General features: G+C 40.6%; 11 protein-coding genes and 1 other RNA gene. 7 read left to right on the forward strand and 5 right to left on the reverse strand.

Going from position 1 to position 15,501, the window contains the following annotated elements:
- Positions 1 to 17: 17 nt before the first annotated feature.
- Entirely contained in the window at positions 18 to 1,013 is a 996-nt protein-coding gene (locus BC751_RS11245) for an acyl transferase (RefSeq protein ID WP_130275616.1), read from the forward strand.
- Positions 1,014 to 1,198: 185 nt separating this feature from the next.
- Here the strand turns inward: BC751_RS11245 and BC751_RS11250 are convergent, their stop codons facing one another.
- Together BC751_RS11250 and rnpB are read right to left on the reverse strand one after the other, a co-directional pair.
- Positions 1,199 to 2,356: a sigma-54-dependent transcriptional regulator gene (locus BC751_RS11250; protein WP_130275617.1), complete on the reverse strand. Its 1,158-nt coding sequence runs from the start codon at positions 2,354 to 2,356 to the stop codon at positions 1,199 to 1,201.
- A 19-nt stretch (positions 2,357 to 2,375) separates the two neighbouring features.
- Positions 2,376 to 2,781: RNase P RNA component class A (gene rnpB, locus BC751_RS11255), an RNA gene on the reverse strand.
- Between the two features lie 239 nt (positions 2,782 to 3,020).
- Here rnpB and BC751_RS11260 point away from each other — a divergent pair.
- The 3 genes from BC751_RS11260 (at position 3,021) to BC751_RS11270 (ending at position 7,573) form a co-directional block, all read left to right on the forward strand.
- The gene (locus BC751_RS11260; RefSeq protein ID WP_130275618.1) at positions 3,021 to 5,456 is read left to right on the forward strand and encodes a TonB-dependent receptor; all 2,436 of its coding nucleotides are present in this window, start codon (positions 3,021 to 3,023) and stop codon (positions 5,454 to 5,456) included.
- A 179-nt stretch (positions 5,457 to 5,635) separates the two neighbouring features.
- Positions 5,636 to 6,214 carry a DUF3109 family protein gene (locus tag BC751_RS11265; protein ID WP_130275619.1) on the forward strand — a complete coding sequence of 193 codons (579 nt, stop codon included), beginning with the start codon at positions 5,636 to 5,638 and terminating at the stop codon, positions 6,212 to 6,214.
- A 153-nt stretch (positions 6,215 to 6,367) separates the two neighbouring features.
- A complete protein-coding gene (locus BC751_RS11270) occupies positions 6,368 to 7,573 on the forward strand; it encodes an IS256 family transposase (protein ID WP_130274032.1) in 1,206 nt (401 codons plus the stop codon).
- A gap of 67 nt (positions 7,574 to 7,640) precedes the next feature.
- On the opposite strand, the gene BC751_RS11275 is transcribed toward BC751_RS11270, so the two are convergent.
- The gene (locus tag BC751_RS11275; protein WP_130275620.1) at positions 7,641 to 8,855 is read right to left on the reverse strand and encodes an arginine deiminase; all 1,215 of its coding nucleotides are present in this window, start codon (positions 8,853 to 8,855) and stop codon (positions 7,641 to 7,643) included.
- 195 nt (positions 8,856 to 9,050) lie between these two features.
- Here BC751_RS11275 and BC751_RS11280 point away from each other — a divergent pair, with 195 nt between their 5' ends.
- Positions 9,051 to 9,242 (forward strand): hypothetical protein, encoded by a 192-nt coding sequence (locus BC751_RS11280; RefSeq protein ID WP_130275621.1) that lies wholly within the window; start codon positions 9,051 to 9,053, stop codon positions 9,240 to 9,242.
- A gap of 18 nt (positions 9,243 to 9,260) precedes the next feature.
- Here BC751_RS11280 and lysS read toward each other — a convergent pair whose 3' ends face one another.
- Positions 9,261 to 10,982 (reverse strand): lysine--tRNA ligase, encoded by a 1,722-nt coding sequence (gene lysS, locus BC751_RS11285; protein WP_130275622.1) that lies wholly within the window; start codon positions 10,980 to 10,982, stop codon positions 9,261 to 9,263.
- Between the two features lie 121 nt (positions 10,983 to 11,103).
- The gene (locus BC751_RS11290; RefSeq protein ID WP_130275623.1) at positions 11,104 to 12,291 is read right to left on the reverse strand and encodes a proline dehydrogenase family protein; all 1,188 of its coding nucleotides are present in this window, start codon (positions 12,289 to 12,291) and stop codon (positions 11,104 to 11,106) included.
- Between the two features lie 657 nt (positions 12,292 to 12,948).
- Between BC751_RS11290 and BC751_RS11295 the strand changes: the two genes are divergently transcribed.
- A complete protein-coding gene (locus tag BC751_RS11295; protein WP_242617446.1) occupies positions 12,949 to 14,049 on the forward strand; it encodes a bifunctional 3-deoxy-7-phosphoheptulonate synthase/chorismate mutase type II in 1,101 nt (366 codons plus the stop codon).
- Between the two features lie 308 nt (positions 14,050 to 14,357).
- The gene (locus tag BC751_RS11300) at positions 14,358 to 15,458 is read left to right on the forward strand and encodes a chorismate mutase (protein WP_130275624.1); all 1,101 of its coding nucleotides are present in this window, start codon (positions 14,358 to 14,360) and stop codon (positions 15,456 to 15,458) included.
- Positions 15,459 to 15,501: the final 43 nt, after the last annotated feature.

Below are 15,501 nucleotides of genomic sequence, written 5' to 3' on the forward strand. Positions count from 1 at the left end.
ATACAAATTATAAAACGATGAATTATTTCAAAAGTTTTAAGGAGGATATACTCAATTTTAACATTCAAAACTTTGAAGAAAAGGCACTTGAGCTTTTTTATTTTCAGGCAGAAAATAATCCGGTTTATAAATCCTACTTAGAAGCTAGGGGAGTCAATCCCCGGGATGTGAAGGATATTCTTCAAATCCCTTTTCTCCCGATCCGTTTTTTTAAAGATTTTGAAGTTGTATCTGCTGATGTCTCCCAGTATGAGGGGTATTATTCCAGTAGTGGGACGACAGGAGCTGTTACCAGTAGACATTATTTTTGGTCGGAGGAGTTTTACCTGAATCATGCCTTAAATTTATTTGAAAATGAATATGGTTCTATTCAGGATTTCCATGTGCTAGCCCTTTTGCCCGCATATTTGGAAAGGAAAGGGAGTTCTTTGGTGAGCATGGCGGATTATTTCATCAAAAAATCAGGTTCCGGTTATTCTGGTTTTTATCTGTACAACCATAAGGATCTTGTCAATGTACTGCGGCAACTGAAAAATGATTCGAAAAAAGTCCTGCTTTTAGGGGTCACTTTTGCATTATTGGATTTGGCTGAAAGTAAATTAAAGATACCCAAAATGGAAAACCTGATTGTTATGGAGACAGGGGGGATGAAAGGTAGAAGAAAAGAAATGATCAGAGAGGAAGTTCATGATAAGCTTAAATCCGCATTTTTTCAGACCCGGATACACTCTGAGTATGGTATGACGGAACTGCTTTCTCAAGCTTATTCAAAAGGAGAGGGCAAATACAATTTACCTTTCACCATGCGCGTTATATTGAGGGATATCAATGACCCCTTTTCGCTTAGTTCCAGAAAACAAGGAGGTATAAATGTCATAGATCTGGCCAATTTTCATTCCTGTGCATTTATAGAAACCCAAGACTTGGGGAAATTTGATGATTTTGGCAATTTAGAGGTGTTGGGGAGATTTGATAACAGCGAGGTTAGGGGCTGTAATTTAATGGTCAATTAATTTTGTATTCCTTTAATAATTAAACATATTTGGTTTTTAAAACTTGAAAAGCATGAAAAAATTAGCAGTAGTTGTAATGGCTCTTGGACTTTTGGCCCTTGGTGCTTGTGCTTCTAGCAAACCATGTCCTGCTTACGCCAAAGCAGTAGATAACAAAGAAATCAAAGGATAAAAAATATGCTGACTTAGTAGTCAGCATATTTTTTGACATCATCGAGACTGATTGTTTTATCACCCAGGATTACCAATCTTTCCACCACATTGCGTAGCTCACGGATATTTCCTGTCCAAGGAAATTCCTGCAATTTTGCAATAGCCTCTTTGCTGATTTCTTTCTTTGCTGTGCCGTATTCTTTAGCGATATCTTCCAAGAATTTATCGACCAGTAAGGGTATGTCTTCTTTTCTGTCTTTTAGAGCAGGAACCTGTATGAGAATCACACTGAGTCTGTGATAAAGGTCTTCTCTGAACTTCCCTTCCTCAATTTCTTTTTTTAGGTCTTTGTTTGTGGCCGCAAGAACCCTGACATCGACTTTTATGTCCTTGTCACCACCTACTCTGGTGATTTTATGTTCTTGAAGTGCCCTCAATACCTTTGATTGAGCTGAAAGGCTCATGTCTCCGATTTCATCCAAGAATAAAGTCCCTCCGTCAGCTTGTTCAAACTTCCCGATTCTCTGTTTCACAGCAGAGGTAAATGATCCTTTTTCATGGCCAAAAAGCTCACTTTCAATCAATTCGGCGGGTATTGCGGCGCAGTTTACAGCGATAAAAGGAGCTTCCGACCTGTTGCTTTTTTGGTGAAGCCAATGTGCAACTAACTCTTTGCCTGTTCCATTTGGACCTGTGATCAATACCCTGGCATCCGTTGGGGCAACTTTCTCTATGGTTTCTTTGACCTGTTTGATGGCTGGAGATTCTCCTACCATGTCTAATTTTTGGGAGAGTTTTTTCCGAAGTACTTTAGTTTCAGACACCAAGTTCTTTTTGTCCAAAGCATTGCGGACAGTCAGGAGTAAGCGGTTGAGATCCGGAGGTTTGGGTATGAAGTCAAAGGCACCCTTTTTTGTGGCTTCCACTGCAGTTTCTATACTGCCGTGTGCGGAAATCATGATAAACTGAGGTTGTTTATCAAGCTCAGCAACCTTTTCCAGAACTTCAAGCCCATCCATTTTAGGCATTTTGACATCACAAAGAACCAGGTCAAATTCTTCTTCCTGGATCTTTTTCAATCCTTGTTCCCCATCCTGGGCTTCTGATACCTGATAATTTTCGTACTCCAGAATTTCTTTTAAGGTAGATCTGATGACTTTTTCGTCATCGATAATAAGGATTTTAGGCATAAAGATGTTGGTTGGTTTAAAAAAGTGCAAGCCTATAAGCCGGGTTCTGTTCATCTCCAAATGGGAGACTAACTTGTCATTTATCTAGGCCCTGATTCACATCAGGGCTCCATCGATCTACCCATTCCGCATAAGGACGAGCAGCCCTTTTTGAGTCAAACCCAAGGCGGAACCTATTTGATCTTTCAACCCATAAGGTTTACCCTGCCCCCTTCATTACTGAAGGGGCGGTGGGCTCTTACCCCACCTTTTCACCCTTATCCGCCGCGGCGGACGGTATATTTTCTGTGGCACTGTCTGTAACCTTGCCGTCACCAGCAAGGCCCCTTCCCGTTAGGAAGTATGGCGCTCTTTGTTGCCCGGACTTTCCTCTCTCCCTTCCCGATTGTTGTCGGGGTCAGGACAGCGACAAGTCAGCTTGCACTTTGCAAATAAAGGTAAATAATCCCTATATGGCTAACGAAAATTTTGCCAAAAAGTGCAAAATCTTAAAAGAAAGTAGCAATACTTATTAAGAGAGGGGATTATTGACGAAATCTATCCTGTCCCGATACCCATAAAAAAAATTCATCAAAAATGAAATTTGTTTATTTGGATTAAGTTTAAATAAGAAATATTATTGCTACATAAATTAAACTTAATCTAAATATAAATTATTCATATAATGAAAGTTTTCAGAAATAGCTTGATGATTTGGGTACTATCAATAATACTTATTGGTCAGGGTTATGCGGTTATAGGTGAAAATAAAGATGGGAAATCCTTGACCATGTCCGGGCAGGTTAAATCACCAGAAGGTGAAATTATTCCTTTTGCCAATATTCTTGTTTTAGGAACGGTAAAAGGGGCCTTTACAAATTTGGATGGGACTTTTGAGATTTATGACCTTGAAGATGGAGAGTATACCATTAAAGTTTCCGCAGTCGGGTATAAATCATTCACAAGAACAATACAAGTAAAAAAAGGTACTGTTCATGAATTGGACCTCGTTTTTGAAGAAAGAGGAGTAGAAATGCCCCAAGTAACAATCATCGCATCAAAAGATAGGGTTTTCAGTAGGGTGCCAGGCTCTGTTACGTATTTGGATGCCAAAGAAATCCAGGCTGTCAATCCTTTAAGTGGCAACGAAGTATTGAGAAGATCACCGGGAGTTCATGTGGTAGATGAGGAAGGTCTTGGCATGCGTGTAAATATTGGAATAAGGGGTCTTGATCCTGACAGAAGTAGAAGTGTGTTGGTTTTGGAAGACGGTATACCAGTTGCTTTGGCTCCATATGGAGAGCCTGAAATGTACTACACCCCTGTCATGGATAGGATGTCTGGAGTTGAAATATTGAAAGGTTCTGGTCAGATTTTGTTTGGCCCGCAGACAATTGGAGGAGTTATCAATTACATCACTGCCAATCCGCCTCAAGAAGAGGAAGGCTCCATTTATGTTCAAGGGGGACAGGGAGGTTTATTCTCGGCTTTGATGAATTATGGGAATACTTTTGGAAATACTGGAATTCAGGCCAGTTTGTTAAGAAAAAGAGCAGATAATATAGGTCCCACTGAATTTGATATTACAGATTTCAATACCAAATTCCTGTTCAACCTCAATGAGAAATCTGAGCTGGGTATGAAGTTGGGAATTTACAATGAAAGCTCGAATGCTACCTATATAGGGATCAATCAGGTAATGTTTGATAGAGGTAGTTCTGAGGATTTTGTTAGGCTGGCTCCCGATGACAGATTGGATGTCAGAAGGTATTCTTTAAGCTTTAGCCATAAATATCGATTCAACAAAAATGTCCGATTGAATACCATTGCTTATGGTTATACAACTACGAGAAATTGGAGTAGGCAGGATTTTAATGTGAATAACGCTAATACGCCCCCATCAAATTGGACAGGCGTAGTTTGGGGAGATGTAGAGATTCCGGGAGGGGCAATTTTCATGAGAAACAGTACGGGTAACAGGGACAGGCAATTCGAAGTTGCAGGGATAGAGCCCAGGCTCGAGGTGGATTATAAGGTTCTGGATTTAAAAAATGAACTTATAATCGGCGCAAGATATCTTTATGAGAGGGCTTTTGAACAACGGGTAAATGGTACCAGAGCTGGAGTAAAAAGTGGGGATTTGGTGGAAGATGAGGTAAGAACCGGATATGCGCTTGCGGCATATATACAAAATAAAATCAATGTGAGCTCCAATTTAGATTTGAATGCTGGATTGAGATTTGAAAACTTTGATTATGAAAGAGACATTAGAAGAAGAAGCTTTCCGGGTGTAGGTGTAAGAGATACAGTGTTGGTATCGGGAAATGAAATCAATACGCTGATACCTGGTATAGGATTTAATTATAGGCCCATGCAAACTTTAAATGTTTTTGGTGGCATCCATAAAGGATATGCTCCACCAAGGACAAAAGATGCTATTACCTCTCTGGGAGACGTTTTGGATTTGGAAGCAGAGCAAAGTGTTAATTATGAACTGGGACTTAGGGCTGAGCCTGTGAAGTGGTTATTTCTTGAGGCAACAAGCTTTGTGATGAATTTCAGCAATCAAATTATCCCCGTTTCTGAGTCTTCAGGAGGAATAGGCTTTGGGTTAGTAAATGGTGGGGCCACGTTAAATAGAGGTGTTGAAACCGCCTTGGTGATGGATTTAAGTCATCTTTTTGGATTTAATAAAACCAGGTTGGTTTATGATGTGAACGCTACTTTTTTGCGGGCTACATTCTCAGAAGATAGGTTCCAAAATGATGTAAATATAAAAGGAAACAGGACTCCTTATGCTCCTGATTGGTTTATTAACTCGGCCTTAACTTTCGAAACATCATCTGGATTGGGTCTGAGATTGGTCGGGAATTTTATCGGAAAACAATTTAGTGATGAGCTGAACACCATTGAGCCATCTGCAGATGGACGAATTGGAATAATTCCTGCCTACAAGGTATTTGACGCCATGGTTTTTTACCGAATCCAAAAATGGAATTCCAGATTCAATTTATCCATCAAGAACCTCACCGACGAGAGGTATATTTCTTCAAGAAGGCCTCAGGGAATTAGAGTGGGTATTCCAAGATTGATTACGGTAGGGTATCAGTTCACTTTCTGATAAAAATGTTAAAAAATTTTTAAACAAAATTAAATCCACTTCAGTTTAAAGATTGAAGGCTTTAAAAGCTTTTCTTCATAGTGCTGGGTTGAGCCGTTCTGAGAAATCAGAACGGTTCTTTTTTTAGGGTATATAGATATAGCCAAATCTCCGTAAATTTACAGTTCAATAATTAGAGCATGATACTCATAGGAAATGCAGTCATCAGTGATGATATCAAGGAACAGTTTTTTGTCTGTGACTTGGAGAAGTGTAAAGGGGCCTGTTGTGTGGAGGGAGACTCAGGGGCTCCACTGGAAAATGAAGAGACTGGGATTTTAGAAAATATATACCCTATAGTTAAAGAATATATCACGGAGGAGGGAAGAAAGGTGATCGAAAGCCAGGGTACCTGGGTGATTGATAAAGATGGGGATAAATGTACCCCTACCATTGGGGAAAATAGGGAATGTGCCTACGCGCTATATGATGATAAGGGAATTTTGAAATGTGGGATCGAACAGGCCTATTTAGATGGGAAGATCGACTTCAAAAAACCGATAAGTTGCCATTTGTATCCAATCAGGATTACCAAATATGATCAATTTGATGCACTGAATTACGATCGCTGGCACATCTGTAGTCCTGCCTGTACTTTAGGGAGTAAGCTGGGAGTGCCCATTTACAAATTCCTAAAAGATGCCCTTATCAGAAAGTATGGACAGAGTTGGTATGATGAGTTGGTCCGCGAAATAGGGACTATGACACAAACTGTGTAAGTTGGTTTCACTACTTACGAAGTTAAAGTTAAACCTCGAAATTCTCTGTGTGATTTAGAAGAAATCGCACAGGGAATTTGAGGAACCCGCGGTAGGCGCCCCCCGGTCTGTGTGTGGACAATTTCTTACCTTTATAACACACAGATTACAAAAATGAAAAAAGAAGATCTCCTAAATGATGACTTCCTCAAGCAGTTCAGGACTGCCGGGGAGCTTAATTCCTTCCTTCAACAGCTTCAGAAAAGAGCCGTTGAGAAAATGCTTGAAGGCGAGCTGGATGCCCATCTTGGCTATGAAAAGCATCAGAATTCCGATAATCCCAATTCAAGGAACGGCTATTCCACCAAAACAATAAAAAACACATTTGGGGAAGCTGAAATCAGAGTCCCAAGAGACAGGGACGGCAGCTTTGAGCCTGCCCTTGTGCCCAAACGCAGAAGCATGGCGGAGGGCGTTGAAAACGTGATCATTTCCATGTATGCCAAGGGAATGTCAAACCAGGACATCGAAGAACAGATCCGGGAGCTTTATGACATCAATGTTTCCTCCTCCACCATCTCAAGGGTTACCGGTGCCGTAGCGGAGGATATTGTTGCATGGAGAAACAGGCCGCTTGACCCTGTATACCTGATCGTTTGGATGGATGGTATATCCTTCAAAGTCAGGGAGAACTCCAAAGTGGTCAACAAGACCGTTTATATTGCCGTTGGCCTCAGAACTAACGGCCTTAAAGAGATCCTAGGCCTTTGGCTTGGCAAGAATGAATCTTCGGCTTTCTGGATGGGGGTACTCACCGACCTGAAAGCCAGAGGGGTTGAAGATATTCTCATAACGGCAACTGACAACCTGAACGGGTTTACTGATACGATAAAAGCTTCATTCCCCCAATCAGTCACTCAGATATGTGTCGTCCACCAGATCAGAAACGCATGTAGATATGTCGCATGGAAAGACCGCAGGGCGTTTACAAGGGATATGAAGGAAATTTATACCGCCCCTACAAAAGATGCTGCTTGGGCTGCCCTGAACGATTTTGCCAAAAAATGGGAATCCAAATACGCTTATGCCATCAAAAGCTGGAGGGACAACTGGGATGAACTCACCGTTTTCTTCGATTACCCGGCTGAAATCCGTAAAATCATCTATACCACCAACCTGATTGAAAATCTCAATGGAAAGATCAGAAAATACACCAAAAACAAGCTCTCTTTCCCGACAGATGATGCCGTAATGAAGTCTGTTTTCCTGGCTGCAAGAGAAGCATCGAAAAAATGGACTATGCCTATCAGAGACTGGGGAGCTATTCTTAACAGTTTCCTGCTTATATTTGGTGATAGGGTCAGGCTTCTTGATACCTGACAATAAAACCATAATTTGAAGTTTACACACTTATCGGGATAGTGTCGCGAAATAGAAAACGATTAGACTAAACCCTTGATCTGCTCAATGGCAGGGTCATGCATCTTGGACCGCCCAAACCCCTTGATAGTTCTGAGGAGGGAATTTCCAGTACTTCAACCCCCATATTTCTCAAGGCCCTATTGGTATGGATATTTCTGTTGTATGAAATTACCCTTCTGGGCCCAATGGCAAAAACATTTGCTCCATCAAACCACTGCTCTCTCATAGAATAGTCGGGATTGCCATCTGCAGTAGAGAGTATTTCCAAATGAGGGATTTCCTTTTCCAAGACAGTAAGGAGAGATTCGTTCAGGACTTGTCTTTTGATATGTACTTTGTCCCCATCTTTTTCTTTGAGTGTGTAGAGAGAAGTTTGAAGTACCGCATTCAAAGCATCCGGATAGGTCAATACCAGGTTCTCATCCAGGATTGTAAACACGGTGTCTAAATGCATGTATTGCCGTTTTTTGGGAAGATGCACTTCATACACCCTTTCAACGGTGCCCTCTGCCAACAAGGCCTTGGCTGCATGGTAAATGGCTTTTTCTTCTGTCCTTTCTGAGTTTCCAATTGCAACAGCTTTTTTGGAGAGTACTATCACATCGCCTCCTTCGATACTGGGGGGATTTTCATGGCCGTTGATGGGATACAGACGGTTTACATGTTCATGGAATTCAGGATGATTTTCGAAGATAGTTCTTAAAAGATTGGCCTCTCTTTGCCGGCCTTCCATTTTCATGCTTGAAAAAATTATTCCTCCAGGAGTGATGGCCATCGGGTCCCTCTGGAAGTAAAGGTTGGGACAGGGAGTAATCACAAAGGCATAATCCATCAGTTCCGTTTTAGGCAGGTTAGGTATTTTTCTTTTTAGTTCGTGAACCTTAATGCCTGCGGTCAAGGCCAAAGCACATTCTGCTGTGGAAAATCTTTCCAATATATATTCTTTGAAATGGGTAAGCCGGTTGCTTTTTAAGGCATCTTCAAGCAGCCTTTCCAGGAGTTCTCTTTTTGACAAGGTCTGCATCAATAGCTCATTCAATCTGTAAACCTGAGCTCCTGTCGTTTGCTTGATCAGATCGGTAAAAAAATCATGTTCTTTTTGCATGGCCTCTAAGTAGGGAACATCTTCAAAAAGTAGATAATTCTTGTTATAGGGTGTAAGCCTATCGATTTCCTTGCCAGGCCTATGCATCAGTACGGCCTTCAATGTTCCAAATTCTGAATTGAGTCTGAGATTCATGATTGAAAAAAGTGTTTGTTTTAAAAACTTTGTAAAATATCGGAAAATTTATTTAAAAATTAACAATTATTTATCCTGTTTTTCAATAAAATATTAACAGAGGGGCTTATTGGAAGTAATCTTTGTCCTTGTTCAAAATCAGCGATCTATTGAAAAGAATGGTTTTTTTTCGGTGAATTTTTATAATTTCCAGTCATGAAAACAAATCAATTTCTGATTTACCTGGCAATTGGGGTATTGGTATTCTTTATCATCAAGCCCTATAATTTCACCATAAATGTTAAAGATACATCCTATATAGTGGGATATAGTATGCCTTGGACCATTTTTTGGACGGGTATAGGTATCATTTACTTGATCATGAAACAAAAAAACCGGGCTTCTTGAACCCGGTTTTTTTTATCCTTAAAAAGCAAGCCAGCTCTCAACCTCTTCTTTGGTAGGATTTGGCGCTTCCAATTTTAATTTTTTTCTTCTACCGCAGACATCATTGAATAATTTGTTGACATCCTGCTCCTTTAATTGTTCAATGGTATGGATGTTCAGGTCCCTAATGGCAGGGATCAGTCCTGCAGGAATCCCTAATGCCATAAAGTCCTCATCGGAAGCAATTTTGACCTTCTTTTCAGGACGCATCTGAGGAAAGAAAAGTACTTCCTGAATTGTTGATTTATTGGTCAACAGCATGGTCAATCTGTCTATACCTATGCCAAGGCCAGCGGTTGGAGGCATACCATACTCCAGTGCTCTTAGGAAGTCCTCATCCATTGCCATGGCCTCATCATCTCCTCTTGCAGCCAACTTCAACTGATCTTCAAATCGTTCTCTTTGATCAATAGGGTCGTTCAGTTCTGAATAGGCATTGGCGATTTCTTTGCCATTGACAAATAGTTCAAATCTTTCTACCAGTCCTTCCTTGCTTCTGTGCTTTTTGGCAAGGGGAGTCATTTCCACAGGGTAATCCGTAATATAGGTAGGTTGGATGAGATGGTCTTCCACTTTTGCACCGAAAATCTCATCGATCAATTTTCCTTTGCCCATGCTGTCATCGATTTCAATACCAAGATCTAAACAGGTTTTTCTCAGGGCACTTTCATCCATATCACTCACATCCACTCCAGCATATTCTTTGATGGCATCAAACATGGTCAGTCTTCTATATGGGCCTGCAAAGTCGATCTCTTTATCTCCAACTTTTACCACAGTGGTGCCATGAATGGATTCGGTGACTTTTTCGATAAGTTCTTCTACCATCTCCATCATCCAGATATAATCTTTGTAAGCCACATAAATTTCCAAAGAAGTAAATTCTGGATTGTGGGTCCTGTCCATGCCTTCGTTCCTGAACATTTTTCCGAATTCATAGACCCCATCAAAACCTCCCACGATGAGCCTTTTTAGATACAATTCATTCGCTATCCTAAGGAAAAGCGGCATGTCAAGCGTGTTGTGATGGGTTTGAAAAGGCCTCGCAGCAGCACCACCATGTACCGGCTGCAATATCGGGGTTTCTACTTCAAGCCAACCGTGGTCATCAAAATACTTACGCATATTGGTGATAATCTTGGACCTGGTCAGGAACACTTCTTTCACCTCAGGATTAACCGTCAGGTCTACATATCTTTGTCTGTATCTCAATTCCGGATCTGTAAAGCCGTCATAGACGTTTCCTTGGTCGTCTCTTTTCACCACTGGAAGTGGTTTTACAGATTTGGAAAGTATTTTTAAGTCTGTTACATGAAGAGAAATCTCCCCTGTTTGGGTGGTGAAGATATATCCTTTTACCCCAATGAAATCCCCTATACCCAGTAATTTCTTAAATACTGTATTGTAAAAAGTTTTGTCCTCGCCCGGACAGATGTCATCTCTTCTTACATAAATCTGAAGTCTTCCCGTGGAATCCTGGATTTCTGCAAATGACGCAGAACCCATGATCCTTCTGCTCATCAGTCTTCCTGCTATAGAGATATTTTTGTAATCGTTTTTACGGTTTTCGTAATTTCTATGAATATCTTCTGCTGTTACATTGATAGGGAAGGTTTCCGCGGGATAAGGGTTAATCCCCAATTTCATTAATTCTTCACGGTCTTTTCTTCTCTCTAATTCCTGTTCGCTTAGTAATTGCATTGCCTGTAATTGGTTTGAGATCTATTTAATCGATATCCGGATCAATCAGTTTTCCGGGTCTCTGTTTTAGTAATATGGAATTGATCCTTCATGGGATCAAGGTCCTTTTTAGAGAAGTGGATTAATTTTTATTTCCCCTTCTCCGGTTCAATTCTTTTTTGATCAGTTCAAATTCCCTGCTGCTTTGTCCGGCTACAGAAGTGTTTTCTTCAGCCCTCCTTGATAGGTAGGGCATTACTTTTTCAACAGGCCCATAAGGCACATATTTGACCACATTATATCCGGCATCTGCCAGATTGAAAGATATATTGTCACTCATGCCGTAAAGTTGGGCAAAGTAGACCCTTTCGTCATTTTCTGCCAAGCCATATTCACCTATAAGCTCTGTCAGAAGAAGGTTGCTTTGTTCGTTGTGTGATCCGGATACCAGATTGATGGTCTGAATATTGTCAACACAATATTTTACTGCTGCATTATAATCCCTGTCCGTTGAAGCTTTATCCGGTTGGATAGGACTTGGATAACCATTTTTCAACGCTCTTTCCCTTTCTTTTTCCATGTAAGCTCCCCTTACCAGTTTAGCGCCCAGCAAATATCCTTTTTCTAAGGCTGTTTTATGGGCGTCTTTTAGTCTTTGAAGCATATCATGCCTGTACATTTGATAAGTATTGTACACCACGCAGGATGTTTTGTTATACTTTTCCATGGCACGGTAGACCAGTTTGTCCAAAATATCCTGATACCAGGAATCTTCCGCATCTATCAGGATTTTGGTGCCTACTTTATATGCCGCTTCACACAGCTCATCTACCCGTTTTTCCAGTCTTTGGAAAGCTTCTTCTTCTTCATTGCTGAGTTTTTTCCCCTCCTGTATTTTTGTCATAATTTGGTAGTCACCAAGTCCGGTGACCTTAAATACAGCAAAAGGAATATTTGGATCTTCAGCTGATCTTTCAATGGTTCTGAGAATTTCGTTTTTTGTGGCCTCAAAACTATTCTCATCACCCTTTCCTTCCACCGAGTAATCCAAAATCGTCTTTACTCCATATTCAGCCAGTTTTTTTATTGATTTTTCGCAGTCTTCAATGCTTTCACCACCACAGAAATGACCGAACATGGTTCTTTTCATGATGCCATTGATGGGCAACTTCAATGCAAATGCCAAATTAGCCAGCTTGATTCCGAGGCTAACAGCCAGATTATTGTTTATCGTGGCAAAGATGTAGTACATCTTTTTGAGTTCTGCATCCGATTTGGATGCAAAGGCAACTTCTAAATTCTCGAAAGAAATTTTGGGTTTAACAGACATAGGGGTCAAATCAGGCTGCAAATATATCAAAAAAACTGCAAGAGGATAGGCTTTGTTTGGTTAAAAACCTTGTTTAAAAAAAAGGATTTCAAAGTCTTTGTTCAAACTACTTTGGAGGGGATGGGTTTGTTCTTTTGGTCTCAAAAATTACAATCAAATCATATTTTGGTTAATTTTTTAGTGATTAGTATTAAGAATTCAGGTCAAAGGAAAATGAGAAAAATTCTTTTATTTACCCTGCTTTATTTTTCCATTGAGGAGATTTTTCCCCAATCATCGGGATTAAAAAGTTTAGAAGATCCAATGTTTATCAAATACCTGATGTTTAACCTGGAGTCAGGCCCTATCTTAAATACTTTGTCAGGGGATGGAAAGGTATTGGTGCAAAACTCAAAGTATTATGGATTAGACTTGAAATTGGGTTTTCAAAAGGATTCTGAAAGTACCTATTCTAAATTGTGCCGGTTTCCAATGGTATTATCAGCGTATAGGTATGGGTTACCGTTTTTCTAATGGTATCTTTGCACGCTTAAATATCAAGGCGCACAAGGCGAAGGCAGATTTCTTCGAATGGACTTTAGGTTATTCGATTATTAGGAAATGAAAACTTTAGCCTTTTCCTTGCTGTTAAGAATGTAACCAATAAATGCTGCAAAATTGGAAATCAAAAAAATAACGGATTGGGGGATTTTTGATAGTTATCCCCTATTTATAGCTGGCCCATGTAGTGTAGAGACTCCTGAGCAATTGGATAGTACGGTGGGTGAATTGGCAAAACTGGGATTCAAAATTATCAGGGGAGGGGTATGGAAACCCAGAACCCGTCCCAATTCCTTTGAAGGCCTGGGAAGTATTGCCCTGCCTTGGATTCAGGACCTTCAGTTAAAATACAACGTGCAGTTTGCCATTGAGGTGGCCAGTCCTTATCATGTGGAGCAAGCACTTGAACACGGAATTGGTATATTCTGGATTGGCGCCAGGTCAACGGTCAATCCATTCACCGTTCAGGAAATTGCTAATAGCCTCCGTGGCCTGGACGTACCTGTGTTTGTAAAAAATCCGGTAAATCCCGACCTCGCTCTGTGGATTGGGGCATTGGAAAGAATCAATCAGGCTGGAATCAAAAGGTTGGGTGCGATTCATAGGGGATTTTCCAATTTCAATGACAAAGTTTACAGGAACAGCCCTACTTGGCAAATTCCTTTGGAATTAAAAACACGATACCCTGATATCCCCTTGATCAATGACCCCAGTCATATTTCAGGAAGAAGGGATCTGATTTTACCGGTTTCCCAAATGGCCCTTGATCTGAATTTTGATGGGTTTATCATAGAATCACACATTGATCCGGATAAAGCTTGGTCCGACAGTGCACAACAACTTAAGCCAACAGCTTTGAATGATTTGATTCGTCAACTTCAGACTAGAATACCTGCTGTGGATAATCCTTTATTGGAGTCTCAATTGGAAATCATCCGTGGACACATAGATGAAGTAGATAGGGAATTGTTGGAAGTGCTGAGCAGAAGGATGAAGCTCGTCGAAAAAGCCGGAGAATATAAGAGATTGAACAATGTGGCCATTTTCCAGATGGAAAGATGGAAAAAGGTTTTTGAAACCAGGCCAGAATGGGCGAAGGCACTTCAGATCAATCCTGAATTTGTCAAAGAATTATTTAATATCATTCACACCGAGTCCATCAAAAAGCAGGAGGAAATTATGGAAGGGAAGCTTGATGATGCCCTAAGGGATGATTGATGCGGAATTTTATTCTGTTTTATTGTCAAAAAAATAATACATTTTCTGAATTTTCAATCTTTTGACCGGGTGTTGAAAAAAAAATAAAAAAATATTCAAATGTTGATTTGTTATTAAAAAATAAGGCCTTAAATTTGAAACATGTTAATCGCAGCTCTCGCATATTTTACCTTCTTTTACTTTTACTTTCGTCCCAAAGGTCGAATCGGAGCTGCTTATTGTATGGTGAAAAATTAAAAAAAAAATAAACCAAAAAAGAGAGCCCGGTTCGAAAGAATCGGGCTCTTTTCATTTAAACCTTAACAATCATGCAAGATCATTTACAAACCAAAGATTGGGGATTAGGGCTAAAAGGCCACACCATCATCGCGGGCCCATGCAGTGCAGAGACACCGGAACAAATTGAGAAAGTCTGTCTCGATATGAAAAAAGAAAACATGGTTCCTGATATGTTCCGTGCAGGAATATGGAAGCCTAGAACAAGGCCGGGATCTTTTGAGGGGATTGGAGAAGATGGATTGAAATGGATGGAAATTGTGAGACATCACCTGAATATTCCGATTACTACAGAGGTGGGCAATGCCGCTCATGTGGAAAGCGCCTTAAAGCATAACGTGGATGTTCTTTGGGTAGGTGCAAGGACCACAGTCAATCCATTTGCTGTACAGGAACTGGCCGAAGCGCTTCGTGGAGTCGATATTCCTGTAATGGTGAAAAACCCCATGAATCCTGATTTACAACTTTGGATAGGGGCCTTGGAAAGATTCCATGCAGTGGGAATCAACAAATTGGCAGCTATCCATAGGGGTTTTTCTGATTCCTATGATAAAAGATTCAGGAACAAACCCAATTGGTCTATGCCGATTCACCTGAAAAGGGAATGGAAAGGAATGGAAGTGATCAATGACCCCAGCCATATTGTAGGGAATAGGGAGGGGATCCTTGAAACTGCCCAGAGGGCGATCAATTTTGGCTTGGATGGTTTGATGATAGAAACCCACCACGATCCGGACAATGCTTGGTCTGATGCCAAACAACAGGTAACTCCTGCCAGACTGAAGCAGATCCTTTCCCAGATAGACTTCAAAAACACCTTGGGAGAGGAAAGCCCAAGTGAAAGGTTAAATGATCTTCGAAATGCAATTGATCACCTGGATGATCAGTTATTGGATATTTTGCAGGAGAGGTTCTCCCTGATTGATCAGGTAGGAGCTTACAAAAGAGAACATAACCTTGCGGTATTTCAATCTGACAGATGGAAGTTTGTAATGGAGTCCAGAACACAAAAGGGGATTCAGAAAAACCTCAGCGAAAAATTCATGAAAGAACTGCTTTACTGCATCCATGAAGAGTCAGTGAAAAGGCAGGAAAAACAATTGAGGGAAGCAGAACCTGTCAAGAAAAGTTAAGAATTGATACCTGTTCCTGATGTTGCATGAGGGAAGTAAAAAA

The organism is Cecembia calidifontis (assembly GCF_004216715.1).
Taxonomy (GTDB): domain Bacteria; phylum Bacteroidota; class Bacteroidia; order Cytophagales; family Cyclobacteriaceae; genus Cecembia_A; species Cecembia_A calidifontis.

Bases quoted from the DNA above. Each gene is read 5' to 3' on its own strand.
- BC751_RS11245 (WP_130275616.1), top strand. From the start codon at position 18: ATGAATTATTTCAAAAGTTTTAAGGAGGATATACTCAATTTTAACATT.
- BC751_RS11250 (WP_130275617.1), bottom strand. From the start codon at position 2,356: ATGCCTAAAATCCTTATTATCGATGACGAAAAAGTCATCAGATCTACC.
- BC751_RS11260 (WP_130275618.1), top strand. From the start codon at position 3,021: ATGAAAGTTTTCAGAAATAGCTTGATGATTTGGGTACTATCAATAATA.
- BC751_RS11265 (WP_130275619.1), top strand. From the start codon at position 5,636: ATGATACTCATAGGAAATGCAGTCATCAGTGATGATATCAAGGAACAG.
- BC751_RS11270 (WP_130274032.1), top strand. From the start codon at position 6,368: ATGAAAAAAGAAGATCTCCTAAATGATGACTTCCTCAAGCAGTTCAGG.
- BC751_RS11275 (WP_130275620.1), bottom strand. From the start codon at position 8,855: ATGAATCTCAGACTCAATTCAGAATTTGGAACATTGAAGGCCGTACTG.
- BC751_RS11280 (WP_130275621.1), top strand. From the start codon at position 9,051: ATGAAAACAAATCAATTTCTGATTTACCTGGCAATTGGGGTATTGGTA.
- lysS (WP_130275622.1), bottom strand. From the start codon at position 10,982: ATGCAATTACTAAGCGAACAGGAATTAGAGAGAAGAAAAGACCGTGAA.
- BC751_RS11290 (WP_130275623.1), bottom strand. From the start codon at position 12,291: ATGTCTGTTAAACCCAAAATTTCTTTCGAGAATTTAGAAGTTGCCTTT.
- BC751_RS11300 (WP_130275624.1), top strand. From the start codon at position 14,358: ATGCAAGATCATTTACAAACCAAAGATTGGGGATTAGGGCTAAAAGGC.